Source organism: Halobacteriovorax sp. RT-2-4 (assembly GCF_047085445.1).
In the GTDB taxonomy this organism is placed as follows: Bacteria; Bdellovibrionota; Bacteriovoracia; order Bacteriovoracales; family Bacteriovoracaceae; genus Halobacteriovorax_A.
The window spans coordinates 191,194-205,210 of record NZ_JBKIXY010000001.1; the positions used below are offsets into that span (position 1 = coordinate 191,194).

General features: G+C 36.8%; 14 protein-coding genes. 8 read left to right on the top strand and 6 right to left on the bottom strand.

Features of this window, described 5'->3' with window-relative positions:
* Positions 1-12: 12 nt before the first annotated feature.
* Entirely contained in the window at positions 13-474 is a 462-nt protein-coding gene (locus tag ACMAYL_RS00905) for a hypothetical protein (protein ID WP_412470590.1), read from the top strand.
* A gap of 9 nt (positions 475-483) precedes the next feature.
* Here ACMAYL_RS00905 and ACMAYL_RS00910 read toward each other — a convergent pair whose 3' ends face one another.
* Positions 484-1,329: a hypothetical protein gene (locus tag ACMAYL_RS00910; RefSeq protein ID WP_103217117.1), complete on the bottom strand. Its 846-nt coding sequence runs from the start codon at positions 1,327-1,329 to the stop codon at positions 484-486.
* Positions 1,330-1,382: 53 nt separating this feature from the next.
* On the opposite strand from ACMAYL_RS00910, the gene ACMAYL_RS00915 reads away from it, so the two are divergent.
* Positions 1,383-2,681 (top strand): inosine/guanosine kinase, encoded by a 1,299-nt coding sequence (locus tag ACMAYL_RS00915; protein WP_103217118.1) that lies wholly within the window; start codon positions 1,383-1,385, stop codon positions 2,679-2,681.
* Positions 2,682-2,689: 8 nt separating this feature from the next.
* Here ACMAYL_RS00915 and pyrF read toward each other — a convergent pair whose 3' ends face one another.
* From pyrF to ACMAYL_RS00930, 3 genes are read right to left on the bottom strand one after another with little or no spacing between them, the layout of a single operon-like run.
* Complete coding sequence (gene pyrF / locus ACMAYL_RS00920; protein WP_412469487.1) at positions 2,690-3,364, bottom strand: orotidine-5'-phosphate decarboxylase; 675 nt, start codon at positions 3,362-3,364, stop codon at positions 2,690-2,692.
* A complete protein-coding gene (gene carB / locus ACMAYL_RS00925) occupies positions 3,357-7,805 on the bottom strand; it encodes a carbamoyl-phosphate synthase large subunit (RefSeq protein ID WP_412470591.1) in 4,449 nt (1,482 codons plus the stop codon). Before carB ends, pyrF begins: the two co-directional genes overlap by 8 nt.
* The gene (locus ACMAYL_RS00930) at positions 7,786-8,772 is read right to left on the bottom strand and encodes an aspartate carbamoyltransferase catalytic subunit (protein ID WP_412469489.1); all 987 of its coding nucleotides are present in this window, start codon (positions 8,770-8,772) and stop codon (positions 7,786-7,788) included. The genes carB and ACMAYL_RS00930 overlap by 20 nt, the downstream gene beginning before the upstream one ends.
* 113 nt (positions 8,773-8,885) lie before the next feature.
* On the opposite strand from ACMAYL_RS00930, the gene ACMAYL_RS00935 reads away from it, so the two are divergent.
* From ACMAYL_RS00935 to ACMAYL_RS00960, 6 genes are read left to right on the top strand one after another with little or no spacing between them, the layout of a single operon-like run.
* Positions 8,886-9,923 (top strand): hypothetical protein, encoded by a 1,038-nt coding sequence (locus ACMAYL_RS00935; protein WP_412462554.1) that lies wholly within the window; start codon positions 8,886-8,888, stop codon positions 9,921-9,923.
* A 1-nt stretch (position 9,924) separates the two neighbouring features.
* Entirely contained in the window at positions 9,925-10,878 is a 954-nt protein-coding gene (locus ACMAYL_RS00940) for an HAD-IIIA family hydrolase (RefSeq protein WP_412470592.1), read from the top strand.
* 33 nt (positions 10,879-10,911) lie between these two features.
* On the top strand, positions 10,912-11,337 hold the full coding sequence (locus tag ACMAYL_RS00945) for a hypothetical protein (protein ID WP_103217124.1): 426 nt from the start codon (positions 10,912-10,914) through the stop codon (positions 11,335-11,337).
* Positions 11,338-11,349: 12 nt separating this feature from the next.
* Positions 11,350-12,306, top strand: coding sequence for a lipoate--protein ligase (locus ACMAYL_RS00950; RefSeq protein ID WP_412469492.1), 957 nt, complete (start codon positions 11,350-11,352; stop codon positions 12,304-12,306).
* A 15-nt stretch (positions 12,307-12,321) separates the two neighbouring features.
* Positions 12,322-12,669: a Crp/Fnr family transcriptional regulator gene (locus ACMAYL_RS00955; protein WP_392992088.1), complete on the top strand. Its 348-nt coding sequence runs from the start codon at positions 12,322-12,324 to the stop codon at positions 12,667-12,669.
* A 12-nt stretch (positions 12,670-12,681) separates the two neighbouring features.
* Positions 12,682-13,041 carry a Crp/Fnr family transcriptional regulator gene (locus ACMAYL_RS00960; RefSeq protein WP_412470593.1) on the top strand — a complete coding sequence of 120 codons (360 nt, stop codon included), beginning with the start codon at positions 12,682-12,684 and terminating at the stop codon, positions 13,039-13,041.
* Here ACMAYL_RS00960 and ACMAYL_RS00965 read toward each other — a convergent pair.
* Both ACMAYL_RS00965 and panD read right to left on the bottom strand, forming a co-directional pair.
* Positions 13,038-13,589 carry a leucine-rich repeat domain-containing protein gene (locus ACMAYL_RS00965; protein WP_412462556.1) on the bottom strand — a complete coding sequence of 184 codons (552 nt, stop codon included), beginning with the start codon at positions 13,587-13,589 and terminating at the stop codon, positions 13,038-13,040. The two genes, ACMAYL_RS00960 and ACMAYL_RS00965, sit on opposite strands and share 4 nt — an antisense overlap.
* A gap of 28 nt (positions 13,590-13,617) precedes the next feature.
* Complete coding sequence (gene panD, locus ACMAYL_RS00970) at positions 13,618-13,962, bottom strand: aspartate 1-decarboxylase (protein ID WP_021267374.1); 345 nt, start codon at positions 13,960-13,962, stop codon at positions 13,618-13,620.
* Between the last annotated feature and the right edge of the window lie 55 nt (positions 13,963-14,017).

A 14,017-nucleotide genomic window follows, 5' to 3' on the forward strand; every position in this document is an offset into this window, starting at 1 on the left:
TAAGGGACTGAAATGCTAAAATCAATTTTACTATCTATTCTTATCTCATTTAATACTTTCGCACTTATTTCAAGTGAGAACCCTTTCATGTACAAAGGAAATCAAATTGATATTGATTTTAAAACTGGATGGGGTGCTAAGACTGGTTGGGGTGCTGATGAAATTGAAGATATTGTAATCGATGTAATTAAAAGAGATTACAAGAAAGTATGTTTAGATGGACAGAAGTCAGCTTTATCGATTGCCGAAGATGAGCTGAAATTTAATATTTACTCTCTTAATAACTTCGATCAAGAAAGTCCTAGTGATAGTACAATTTATCTTTCTGTTTTTGTTTCAATGAAAAGTCGTTATATGTTCTCAGGTGTATTTGACAATTATCTTGTTAAAGTAGATTACGATGAGAATCTTGATCAGATTTTTATTAGTTATAGAAATGAAAACGGCGAAAATAATTCAATTAAATGCTTCTAGCTCTTTGAGCTAGAGGCGAAAGCTTATTCCAGCACCGATTGTCACACCACCTACAGATGAAACAGTCTCTGTGACAAGAGTATCCATTGAACTAGTATATAAAGTCGATATCCCGGCCTGTCCGTAGAAGCCAATTCTTGAGTACGGAGCAATCCTTATACGGCCACCAATATTATAACCATAGGCCATACCTGTTGCTTTTTCACCGAAGTTCTCTTGTTCAAAATCACCGGTTAAGATTGCACCAAAGTAGCCTTCTGCTACAAAGCTATTTCGATTAATGAAGCGATATTGGTACTGTAGTTCTCCGAGAATGCTGTTGATTGAGCTATAAGTTGCGGAGGCAAAAAGATAGCCAAGAGAAATTTTAAAGCCATGGCGATGTTTTGGGTCTCTGTATTCAATCGCAAGATTTATACGATTAAAAGCAGGTGAAGTCTCGTTGGCATATTGTGCTTGAAAGCTATCCCAGTCAGTTCCAACTTCAAGTCTAGAATAGTCTAGCGAGAAGAAGCTATTTTCTCTTAATCTTTGAGCATCATTAGTGAAAATCGTTTTTACATCGTGGTCTGTTAATTCTGGAACGTGCTCGAGTTTAGTGCCATCTATTGAGTAACTAATATCATTAGTTCTCACATATGCAATCTTTCCTGATACAACTAGTGGTACAATCGTGCCTTGTTTTAAGTCATTGTCACCAACTTTGATTTTACGGCCACTTCGAATGTAGCCAATTGGTGCCGATAAATTTACATCAGCATAAACAATTGTTTGGCGTGATTTTGTCACAGCAAAACGATAGGCGAGAGAACTTAATTGAGTAAGAGAAAAAATTAACACTAAAAGTTTTTTCATATATCTATTATAATCAAAATAGAATTTTTGACTACATTAGTTTAGGATTATTTATGAGATTTCCAGGTAAGAGAAGATCAAAGCATTATTTCCCAGTAAGTGCTAAAGGTCGACTTTCTTTTGAAACAGATTTTAACCGCAAAGAAAATGTTTATATTGTTGGTATCGATCAACTGCTTGTTGATATCGAAGTCGACGCTTCATTTGAGCTTCTCGAAGAATTTAAGCTTAAGGCCGGAGAGTCTTATGTTCTATCAGATAAGGACGTGGAAGACTTGTATCAGCGCTCTTACGAAGAGGGAAGAATACTTGGCCAGTATGCTGGTGGAGCCGTTGGTAATACATTACATAATTACTCGGTATTATCGGACGACCAATCTTTTGCTCTTGGAACAATTTGTGAAACGATTAAAGTAGGTGACTACGCCTTTAAATATATTTGTAGCACTTCTTCAAAAGTAGACTTTAGCTATCTTCAGCCATGTGCAGGTAAGATGGCGAGGGCAATGTGTCTTATTACTCCAGATAAGGAGCGAACTTTTGCAATTGGTAAGGGGATTATGAATCAACTTACTGAAGAGTTTATTCCTGATGATCTTATTAAAAATTCTAGTGCATTACTTGTGACGGCTTTTTTATTAAGAGATCGCAATGCGCCTCTATTCAAGGCCACTCTTAAGGCCGTAAATATTGCTAAGGAAAATAATGTACCTGTCGTTTTTGCTCTTGGAACAAGCTCTCTTATTGAAAGTGATACACACTTTTTCAAAGAATTCATTAGAGAGAATGTAAATGTTCTAGCGATGAACCGTGATGAGGCCCAGGCCCTTCTTGATATTGATGATCCACTTCTAATAGGAGAATCAATTTTAGATTATACTGATCTTGCTCTAATCACAGATGGGGAAAGAGGGCTTTATATTGCCTCTTGGGCCTGTCAGACAAGGGCCCGTGAAACAAAAGATAAGCTACATTCTAAGTCGATTGAAAATTATAACCAATTCGAATATTCACGTTCTCAGTTAAAAGTTGATTGCCAAGAGCCTATGAAAATTTACTCTCATATTAATCCTTTTATGGGAGGGCCTGAGAATATTGAAAATACTAATGGTGCAGGGGATGCTGCTTTATCGGCCATTCTTCACGATATTGCGGCCAATGTTTATCACCAAAAGCTGCTTCCTCATTCAATTAAGCATGACGGGAAATACCTAACTTATTCTTCGATTCACCAACTTTGTAAGTATGCTAACCGAACAAGTTATGAAGTTTTGAAACAGAAGTCTCCTAGACTTTCTCATAACCTACCTGTTAAGGAACAAAGTCTAGAAGAGAGCTACTGGGATATGTAAGAAAATTTTCAAGGAAAGAGGTTTTCTCGTAAAACCTCTGGATTCTTTGTAATCGGTCTGCCAACCACAAGATAGTTAGCACCCGCCTTTATGGCCGCCTCTGGTGTCATGACTCTAACCTGATCGTCATGGTCTCCATCAAGTCTAATTCCCGGACATACTTTAGAAAAGTTGAGATTACTTTCATTTTCAAAGAAATTAACAATCTCAAGATCAAGACCTGAGCATACAATCCCTCTAACACTTGAGGCCTTAACTTCCTGGAGTAAGTTTATAAGCGCATCTTTGTGACATCTTCCCCAGATATTTTGAATATCATCTTGATCGTGAGAGGTTAGGATTGTTACCGCCAAAATCTCACAACCTGGAATTACTTTTGAAATACTTTCTTGAGCAAGACTTAGCATCGCGGCGCCTCCCGTTGCATGAACAGTGAGAAAGCGAATATCTAATCCCTCAAGAGCATTGCATGCTTTAGCAACAGTTGTTGGAATGTCATGTAGCTTTAGATCAAGAAATATTTGTACTTTAAATTTTTCCTTTATTTCCTTAACTAGCTCTCGTCCGTAGCGGAGAAATAACTCAAGGCCAATTTTTACATTTTTTATTTGTGGATACTTAGACAAGAGATCTAAGACCTCTTGTCTATTCATTCCATCAAGGGCAACAAAGGTTTTATTCATTCGTCATCTCCTGAAGGCTAACCGGTGTTGCCTGAGCTTTGTTGGCCGAAATAATGGCCTTACAGACAGCATTGATATTTTCAATTCTCGTAAAACAAGGGATTGCATATTGAATGGCCGTGTTTCTAATGAATTCACCATCTGATTTTGAGCGTCCTTGATTTAGAGGCGTATTTAAAACCATCGCAAGATCTTCATTCTTAATGGCCTCTAGCATTCCAATATTACTCCCATCATCTGAAAGTTTATCTACTAGTGTTGCCTTGATTCCACATTCATCACTTAAGAATGAGTAAGTTCCCTTTGTGGCAAAGAATTTAAAACCTAGAGAATTTAGCTCTTTTATATTTTGAATCAATTGCTCATCATCTTTTCTCGCAAGAGATAGGAGAACAGACTTCTTAGTTAGAAGATCTGGGTAATTTCCAAGATAAGACTTAATCATGGCGATATCCCCATTCTTATCAATCCCTAAAGTTTCACCAGTTGATCTCATTTTTGGACCAAGAATAATTGAGTCTTGTACGAAACGGTCAAATGGAAAAGTCGATTGTTTAATAATCTTATAATCACTTTTGAAATTGTGATGGTTTTTAATCTCTTTGCCTAGAAGTGCTCTTGTTGCGATGGCCGCAAGGTTTACATCATAGGCCTTTGATAGAAATGGGATTGTTCTTGAACCTCTTGGGTTGGCCTCGATACAGTAGATCTCGTCATTTTTAAGGGCAAATTGGAAATTAATTGGTCCCGTTATCTCCATTGTATTGGCCATATCAGTGGCAAGTTTTCTCATTTTATCCACTATTTCATCTCTGGCCTTTACAGGAGGAGAGATCATTCCTGAATCCCCTGAGTGAACACCTGCATATTCAATATGCTCACAAATAGTAAAAACAGTATTTCCATTTTTGTCTCGAATAAGATCGACATCATACTCAAGAGCATTCGAAATATAATTTTCAACTTGGAAAGTGATAGTGTTTTCGTGAAGGGATTTTAGAATTTCTTCTGGAAGGTTTTCAATGTCCTGTGGCCCTTCAAAGATAAACATACTTTCACCACCAATTACATAACTAGGCCTTATAATAACTGGATAACCGATTTCTGTAATTGTACTGATAAGGTTTTTATAACCTCTAACTTCTCTTGATGTTGTATGTGCAAGATCGATCTCTTTGGTTAGAAGATCAAAGCGCTTACGGTCCTCAACTGTATCGAGAAGTTCAAGACTTGGGCCTAGAAAATTAAATTCTTGGTGTTTTGTTCTAAAAGGTGCCTCAAGATGAGCACGTATGTTTATTCCTGTCTGCCCACTAAATGATGTAATAACATGAGTAGGGTTTTCAAAAGTTAGAATCTCATAAAGATCTTCTGAAAATAGTGGGCTCAGGTAGAGTCTGTCTGAGCTATCATAATCAGTTGAAACTGTTTCAGGATTAGAGTTAAGAAGAATTGATTTAATACCTTGCTCTTTAAGCTCTTTAGCACTTTTTACACATGAATAATCAAACTCAATACCTTGTCCGATTCGGTTTGGCCCTGAGCCAAAGATTGCACAACTCTCTTCGCTAATTCTTTGAACATCATTAAATTGTGTATAAGTCGAGTAGAAGTATGGTGTTAGGGCATTAAATTCCCCCGAACATGTATCAACGGCCTTAAAGACTGGCCTTATTCCAGCTTCAATTCTTTTGTCGAGAATTTGCTCCTGGCTTTTTCCAGAAAGAAGGGCCAGGTACTTATCTGAGAAACCGAATTTCTTTAATTCATAGAGTTCGTCTTGGTTGTTGATTATTTGTGAATCTTCTTTTAACTGCAATTCCTTATCTAAGAAGCAAACCATTTGATCGATAAACCAAGGAGTAATCGCACTTACTTCATGAATCTTTTGTGGCGATATCCCAAATCTTAGCGCTTCTAAAACAGTAAGTAGTGATAATTCTCTTTGATTCTTTAATCGCTCTAGTAAGTAGTCTTGTGTTATCGGATATGGTGTCGTCTTAAGCTGCTCAAGACTTGGAATCTCAAGTCCTTGCTCTGTTGCTCTTAAAGCTTTCATAAAAGCTTCATTGAAACTTCCTCCAAGAGCTAAAACTTCTCCAACTGATCTCATTTGGGGACCGAGGATTTGAGAGCTTGAAGGGAACTTATTAAATGGGAAGATTGGAATCTTAATCGCCACATAGTCTAGCGTAGGCTCGAATGCAACAGGTGAGATACGTGTAATATCGTTAAGAATTTCAAATAGTGTTAAACCTACAGCAAGTCCGGCCGAAATTTTTGCAATTGGATATCCTGTTGCCTTTGAGGCAAGTGCCGATGAGCGTGAAACGCGAGGATTCATTTCGATAACAACGATATCATTTTCATCTTTTGGATTAACTGCAAATTGTACGTTGGCGCCACCTGCAACAACATTCATATGCTTGGCAATGTTTAGCGACATTGTTCTTAATTGCTGATAGCAGTGATCTGAAATCGTTTGTGCGGGTGCAACAGTAATTGAGTCTCCTGTGTGAATTCCACAAGGGTCGATATTCTCAATTGAGCAAATGACAACACCACAGCGGTTCTTATCAACCATAACTTCAAGCTCAAGCTCTTTCCAGCCCAGTAATGACTTCTCCATAGTGATTGGGAATTTAATATCACTTGAAGAAAGAGTTTGTGCCAGTTCTTCTAAATTGTGAACAAGTGCCGCTCCTTTACCTCCAAGGGCAAAGTCTCTTCTTATAATCAGTGGAAACTTCACTTGGTCATCAGCTAACTCTAGTGCGTGATTAAAACTTTTTGCACTAAATCTCTTTCCAGATTTGTAGCCAAGCTTATCCAGCTCTTTTGCAAAGAGCTCACGATCTTCAGTTTTTTCAATAGTATCAATATTGGCCCCTAAGAGCGCAACTGCGTGATCTTTTAGGAAGTTTTCCTTCTCTAGATCAATACACATATTTAGTGCTGTTTGGCCTCCCATTGTGGAAAGAACAGCGTCAACCTTTTCTTTTAGTATGATTTTTTTAATCGTCTCTTTGGTAATTGGCTCGATATAAGTACGATGACTCATATCCTTATCTGTCATGATTGTTGCAGGGTTTGAATTAAGAAGTACTACTTCAAAACCTAGCTCTCTTAATGACTTAAGGGCCTGTGTCCCACTGTAGTCAAACTCTGAAGCTTGTCCAATTTTAATAGGGCCTGAACCAATTAATAGGATCTTCTTATATGGTGAGTTGAGTTCTCCTTCGTGATACTCAGGAATATCCGTGATTTCTTCAGGAGTAATTTCCTGTGCTCCATTTTGGAGATACTCCTTGATCTCACTAAAGAATATGGACGCATCTTTTGGGCCAGGGTTTGATTCTGGGTGAAATTGTACACTTCTAACTCTTGAGTCATAACTTCTGAGTCCTTCAAGAGAGCGATCAAATAGTGAAGTGTACTCACAAAATAACTTAAGCCCAAATTGATTTTCCAATCTCTTGCTCTCAAAAGATTCTTTTTCAATTGCATAACCATGATTTTGACTTGTGATAAGAAGTTCTTGGTTATAATGAGAATAGACAGGGTGATTAGCGCCTCTTTGTCCGAAAGGAAGCTTGATTGTTTCCATTTCACATGCCAGACCTATTAGTTGGTGGCCTAGGCAAATTCCACGAATTGGAATATCTGTTTTAAGTAAATCTCTTACAGTATTGATTTCTTCTTTATAAAGCTTAGGGTCTCCTGGGCCATTAGATAAGAAGACCATCCTTGGTCTATATTCCTCAACTTCATGTGCTGGCGTATTATGTGGTACAACCACAAGAGGGTAACCTAAATCTTTTATATAATTTACGATGGCCTTTTTAATTCCGTAGTCGATAACGACAATTGGATTATCTCCATCTCTAATAACTTTCTTCACTTTAGATGAAACTTTTGAAAGCTCATTGCACTCTAGGTTGTAATCTGAAAAATTTGGCGCTTGCTCTGTTGTCGTTATTAGGCAGCGATGATCTTTTGATTTACATGAAAGATATTTTGTTAGCGCCCTTGTATCGACATCACTTATAAGTGGTAAGTCACAATTTTCTAAAAATTTATTATAAGAGAAGTTTCTTGCAATTAGGCTTGTGGCATAAGGTTTTGTGGAGTTTAGGCCTTGAGAGACTTCTTCATTGAATTCATAATTTCCTACGTGAGCAGTTGTATAAATAATATGTTGACCTAGAAAAGATGGATCAGTTGCTGTTTCTTGATACCCACTCATTCCTGTTGTAAATGCGGCCTCTCCAAAGATGCCATCTTTTAGACGAGTGTCATTTTTGTCGAGATTAATATAGGCTTTAAAAATTGTTTGGTCAGGAAAATGAAGGAAAATAGGAGTCGTTTTAAGAGATTTTTGAAAGAGTAATTCTTGGGATTGAGATAGGAGTGCGTGCCTATCAAACTTTGCTTTCGTCATTTTCCGTTAGTCCTTTTAGTGCTGAGATATGATTATAACGAGCACCAATTTTAGTGTCGCCATTAGTTATCATGGCCTCAATAATTGCCATTCGAATATAGATAGAGTTTTCAACTTGCTTATGGGCCATCCAGAGGTCTGAGTTAACGATTTCACTGTCAACTTCAATTCCGATATTTGCAGGGCCTGGGTGAAAAATTGGTGCGGTCTTTCCAATACTTAAAAGACGCTCCACATTGATTCCCCATTGAAGGTTATATGTCGACATATCAAAGCTCTTCTCATGTCGCTCATTTTGAATTCTAAGAAGATAAATCGCATCACTATTCTTAAGCGTCTCATCAAGATCATCACTTATTTTAATTAGTTTATTATCTGGCAGTTGGGCAGGCATAAACTCTTTTGGTCCACACAGTGTGATCTCGATGCCAAATAGTGGAAGTAAATCCATAAGTGAATGAGTTACTCTTGAATGAGTGCAGTCTCCAACAATACAAACTTTCTTACCAGCAAGCTCGCCTTTGAAATATTCTTTTAGCGTGAATAAGTCGAGAAGGGCCTGGGTTGGGTGCTGATTTGTTCCATCTCCACCATTAATTATCTTAATTGGCGGGTAATCCTTAAATTGCTCCAGTAGCTTTGTCTCTGTTGTACGAACAATACAAATATCAATACCTTGATAGAAGAGAGTTAATAGAGTTTGTTCGAGAGATTCGCCTTTTTTGAGAGAAGATTTCTCAGCATCGAAATTAATATGAATACCTTCAAGTTTCTTGATGGCCATTTCAAATGATAATTTTGTTCGTGTTGAATTCTCAAGAAAAGATGTTGCGACTGAAATTTTTCTTTTAAGGGGAAGTCTTGCCGGGGAACCTAATTTAAGTTCCTGGGCGCGGTGGAGGAGTTGCTCAACTTGCTCGCGGTTTAAATCTTCTATTCCTTCCAGAATAGATGGAAATCCAATCATGACATTCCAGTAGTGTTGAGATACATTTATTGAAGAAAGAATAATAAAGAGATACTCACTTGGCCACAAAAAAAAACATATTTTTTTGCAGCTTAACGAGTTAAGGAAATTAAGTGTCTACGAGCTCTGGCAATAACCAATTCATTAATAATTTCAAAGAAATTCATAACCGTACACAACTTGAAGCTTTGAAAAACGAGATCAAAGGTAATCTTTTTGAGTTTCTCGTTGCCAAGGAAATTTCCGTTTTAAATAAAATAGAAGCAAATTTTCTTAAAAATATTGATCAAGAGCTAATGAGAATGATGCGCGAATATGAAAGTTGGTTAAGGCTTCATGCGCGTACTCTTTTGGATGAACTTCCAAAACTTGCTAGAGAGATGGCCAGGGCTATAAATGTAAATATAAAAGGTGATATTACCAATATTACAGTTGTTGGAAAGTTAAGTGATCATCTGATAAAGTCACAACTCCATGAAGCAGATATTGTTGCTCAAGTGAAAATTGATGATGAAGTGCGAATTATTCCTATTAGCTTAAAGTTAGTTAAGAGTGGGGCCAATATCACAACTAAATCGGCCGGAGCTAAAAGTATTTTCCAAAAGTATTTCAAGTCTTACTCAGATATTGATTTTACTCAACATACATTGAATGAATATATCGATCAGGAATTTTCTCGCTTTAATAGAAAGCTCTATGAACGCTATGATCTTGAGTACAGTGGACGTTTTGATTCGCAATGGGAGATGACCCAACTTCCTGGGGAGCTTGAAGGAGAGGACCGCGAGGATCTATTTGAACTGTATCGAAGCTTAATCAAACATTATCACGATATATTTTCAGGATTACTGGAAAAGGATAAAGATAAATTTATTTCGTCGCTATTGCCACTTATGGGCCTAGGCAATAAAGATGTTGTTCAAGGGATATGTTTTTATAAACACAATAGTTATAAATTAGATTTTTGCCACGTTGTCAATTATGCCCAGGCCGCTAAAATCTCTATCTGTGAACTTAATCCGGAGATCTCTTCATTTAATATTGAGATTGAAAACGATAAACTACAGATTCGTGTAAAACCTATGAATAAGTTTACAGCGCCATCGTACAAGATTAATTGTTCGATGAAATTTGACTACAAAAAGGATTAATATGTTTGATATTGTATTATGTCAGAGAGACTTTCAAGAAATTAAAGAATGCTTTGGTGACTCTGGAAAATTTGAAATTCATGAATTCTCTGGCGACTCCCAATTACGAGCATACTTGAATGATAATAAAGCAGTACTCTTAATTACGACAAAAAGTAGTGTGAAACCTGATCTTTTTAATCTTTTTGAAATGCCAAAAAAAGGTAATTGCGAATACTACTACCTTTCTAAGTTAAATCTCGATAGAGATGAGCTTGAGGCCTGTGAAAAATTCTTTCCAGATGTGAGAGATATCTCTGTTTGTGCTGATTATTATAGTGCTAGTGGTGTTTTTTATATCGATCAAATTGATCCAGTGGGAATGCCAAATTTTTCAAAAGAAATTATGCCTGTTCTAAAGCGCTACTTTAAAGATAGCGATTATAAAGAGGCGCTCTTTCTAGATCGTGATGGAGTATTAAATATCGACCATTCTTATGTTCATAAAATTGAAGAACTCGAATTAGTCTCAGGGGCCTACGAGTTTCTACTAGATGATTACAATAAGACTAGGCTTAAGATTGTTCTGACAAATCAGTCAGGTGTATCAAAAGGTATGTTTGAGTATACTGATGTTGAAAAATTTAATAGTGCATTAAATGAATCACTTCATCATTTAATTGATGCTTTCTATATTGCTCCATTTGAGTTTCTAAAGGGTGTTGGTCAGTATAAGTACCATTCTCTTTTAAGAAAACCTCACCCTGGGATGCTGCTAGAAGCTTGTTTTGACTTTGCTGTTGATTTGAAAAAATCATATATGGTAGGGGATAAACAAAGTGATCAACTCAACTTTCCTCTTCTCGAAACGATTCATCTAAAGAATCGCTATCCTTTAGAAGGTGTGAAATATTTGGCAAATAATTTTGCGGAAGTATTAAAATTTGCCAAGACGTTGCCAAATAAGACAAATTGAGTCAAAATAGCAGCTATGTAAAAGGAATTACATATGAAAATAATAGACTCTATGGGCCTAGCTAGATTTAATAATTTAAGTACTCTCTTTGCCCTATTTTTAACATTTATAACTTCTGCAACTTTTGCTCGACCTCTAATGAATACTGAGCTCGAGTTATCACGTCAGTTAGACTCTCTTAAAGAAAAAAGTAAAGAGTATATCTCTGTTATTAGTTCTCGCACTAATCTTGAAGAGCTTCCTATATCTAAGTATCTTTCTTTCGTTATCTTAAAAAATGGTTGTGCACCTTTTGAGCAAACAATCGAAGAGATTCAATTACAGGATGAGTCTTTTCCTGATCAGAGTGAAGGATTACTTGAAAAGCTAAACTTATGTCGTAAGTCAACTCGTGCGCTTAAGGAATTTGATGTAAGTGGCCTGGATGCAAGTGTCATTGAACGCTTAAGTGAGGAATAATAAGCTCATCACATGGCCTCTACTCCAATTAAATTCTACTATATCCATTCAACTAATCCCTATGTCAATTTAGCATTTGAAGATTATTTGTTTCGTAAACATCAGCTTGATAATAGTCATGAGCAAATTCTCATTCTTTGGAAGAGTGCTCCAAGTATTGTGATGGGGAAATTTCAAAATCCATGGATTGAGTGTCAGGTAAAAAAAATAAGAGAGCTTGGGATTAATCTTGTTAGAAGACAAAGTGGTGGGGGCTGTGTTTATCATGACCTAGGTAATTTAAACTACTCCTTCATTTGCCCTAAGTCTGCTTACGATAAATCTAAGAACGCTTCCATTATTGTATCAGGACTTAAGTCTTTGGGCATTGATGCTTTTGAAAATCATCGTCATGATCTTAGGCTTATACATAATGAAGTGGATTATAAAATATCAGGTTGTGCCTTTAAAGAAACAAAACATAGTGCCCTTCATCATGGAACGCTTTTAATTGATGCTAACCTTAATCAGTTAAATGATCTTCTGCGCTCGAAACTTACGGCCGAAGCGGCCATGGGAGTTAAGTCTGTTCCTTCACAGGTGATAAATCTGAAGCAAGTAAATGCTGATATTAATGAGTCAGTTATTGTTTCTGCCATTAAGAAGTCTTTTGAGTTCAATTATAATACCCAGAGCGAGGCCTTTGAATTAGCTGAACAAGATATTTGTATGATCGATTCCCTGATGGAAAAGATTCAGTCAAATATGAGTTGGGACTGGGTTTACGGTGCAACTCCTAAGTTTTCATTCAAGGTCGCAGACTACTTGGTAACAGCTAAGTACGCTAAAGTTATTGCTTGTAATCCAGAAAATCCTTCTTTAATTGATCTAATCGTCGACAAGGATTATTATTTATCAAGACCAGATTTTAAACTTACTCAGCAGCAAAGCGAATTTATTAAGGAATGTCACCGTATTCTCTTTGTTTAGCTTATCGGAGAAGAAATGAGAGAGACTATTCATATTATTCCAGGTGAGGCCATCATCAATGAAGGCGAGGAAAGTAGTTGTATGTACCTCTTAAAAGAAGGCACGCTGGCCGTCTATAAAGATGTTGAAGGTGAACAGAAACAGATAGGAACGATTTATAGTGGTGAATTTGTCGGTGAAGTAAGTTTTCTTGATAAGAGAACTCGTTGTGCCACTGTTAAGGCCATTACTGATTGTGAGCTTGAGATTTTTGATGCACAAAAATTCAATGAGTTTATCGAGTCGAGGCCTAAATGGTTACAGAGTATGATGAAGACCTTGGCCGATCGCCTTCGTTCAACTAATGAAAAGATAAAAGTTTAAAAGGATAGTGATATGAGTAGCCCAACTAATTTATTCATTAATGCTAATCAATATCTTATTCGTGAAGGTGATGAGAGTACAGAAATCTATATCCTCGAAGAGGGAACTCTTGGGGTCTATAAAGTTAGAAATGACCAAGAGGTTAAGATTGGAACGATCTTTCCTGGAGAGTTAGTTGGTGAGATGAGTTTCTTTGATCGAGGGCCACGTTGTGCCACGATCAAGGCACTGACAAACTCAAGGCTAATAGTCATCCCTTCAGTTAAATTTGAAGCTTATTTAAGTAAGCAACCTAAGTGGTTTAGAGATTTATTAGAAACTTTAATTGATCGAATCCGAAAAGCATCAAGTCGTATTAGGCCAGAAGTTTAGCTATTTTTGAGTCTTCTAAAATCATAAAGATTTTCATCAGTGATTTCATTATTGTCACATGAAAGGTGGTGTAGCTTCTCTATTGTTGCAAGGACTCGTGGCACTTGCTCAAATTTGTTGTTATCGATATTTAAGCGTCTAAGTTCTTTGAGCCACTCAAACTCATTAGGAAGAGTTGTAAGTTGATTGTTTTGTAGCTCAAGGCTTTCAAGCTTGCTTTGTTCCACGCACCAATTAGGAAGTATTGTAAGATTGCAATTTGCTAATTGGAGTATTTTTAAGTTTTTAAGATGACTTCCTGCTAGCTCTTGTAAGTTGCATACACCCTTGAGCTTTAAGATCTCAAGCTCTTGAGCATTACTCAGTGTAAGTTTGCACTGAGCTTGGGCGTAGATATATAGCTTTCTTAAAGACGATAGTTTTGCACAGTCGATTATGATGTGACACGAGTGCTTAAGTGAGAATTCGAGATTTTCTACGGATAAGTAATTATCAATATTTTTGCTGGCCTCAAAGAGGTCATGCTTCTTACTTAGCTTTAGTAACATAACTACTATTGTAGCATAGCTAAAAAAATTAGAGGTATTGAATAAATTTATTATTCTTATCGACTAAGATCTGTTTTGGTCTAATATCTTTTTGGTCAGTCATTTGAAAACCAATAATGATAACTTCGTGGCCCACATTTATAAGATGAGCGGCAGCACCATTTAGACAAATCTCTCCTGAACCACGTTCGCCTTTGATAACATAAGTTTCTAAGCGCGCTCCATTCGTATTAGAGACGATAAGAACTTTTTGTCCTGGCCATAAATCGACAAGCTCAAGCAACTCTTCATCAATCGTAATTGAACCGATGTAATTTAAGTCGGCCTGTGTAACCACGGCCTTGTGAATTTTTGATTGTAACATTTCACGCATAAGAGCTTTTTATCAAATTAGTCTTGGCCCGCCAATGAAAAATTAAGGTTTTGTT

Coding starts and splice junctions, on each gene's coding strand:
- ACMAYL_RS00950 (WP_412469492.1), top strand. CDS start 11,350: ATGGCCTCTACTCCAATTAAATTCTACTATATCCATTCAACTAATCCC.
- ACMAYL_RS00945 (WP_103217124.1), top strand. CDS start 10,912: ATGAAAATAATAGACTCTATGGGCCTAGCTAGATTTAATAATTTAAGT.
- pyrF (WP_412469487.1), bottom strand. CDS start 3,364: ATGAATAAAACCTTTGTTGCCCTTGATGGAATGAATAGACAAGAGGTC.
- ACMAYL_RS00960 (WP_412470593.1), top strand. CDS start 12,682: ATGAGTAGCCCAACTAATTTATTCATTAATGCTAATCAATATCTTATT.
- ACMAYL_RS00940 (WP_412470592.1), top strand. CDS start 9,925: ATGTTTGATATTGTATTATGTCAGAGAGACTTTCAAGAAATTAAAGAA.
- ACMAYL_RS00955 (WP_392992088.1), top strand. CDS start 12,322: ATGAGAGAGACTATTCATATTATTCCAGGTGAGGCCATCATCAATGAA.
- ACMAYL_RS00910 (WP_103217117.1), bottom strand. CDS start 1,329: ATGAAAAAACTTTTAGTGTTAATTTTTTCTCTTACTCAATTAAGTTCT.
- carB (WP_412470591.1), bottom strand. CDS start 7,805: ATGACGAAAGCAAAGTTTGATAGGCACGCACTCCTATCTCAATCCCAA.
- ACMAYL_RS00915 (WP_103217118.1), top strand. CDS start 1,383: ATGAGATTTCCAGGTAAGAGAAGATCAAAGCATTATTTCCCAGTAAGT.
- ACMAYL_RS00965 (WP_412462556.1), bottom strand. CDS start 13,589: ATGTTACTAAAGCTAAGTAAGAAGCATGACCTCTTTGAGGCCAGCAAA.
- ACMAYL_RS00930 (WP_412469489.1), bottom strand. CDS start 8,772: ATGATTGGATTTCCATCTATTCTGGAAGGAATAGAAGATTTAAACCGC.
- panD (WP_021267374.1), bottom strand. CDS start 13,962: ATGCGTGAAATGTTACAATCAAAAATTCACAAGGCCGTGGTTACACAG.
- ACMAYL_RS00905 (WP_412470590.1), top strand. CDS start 13: ATGCTAAAATCAATTTTACTATCTATTCTTATCTCATTTAATACTTTC.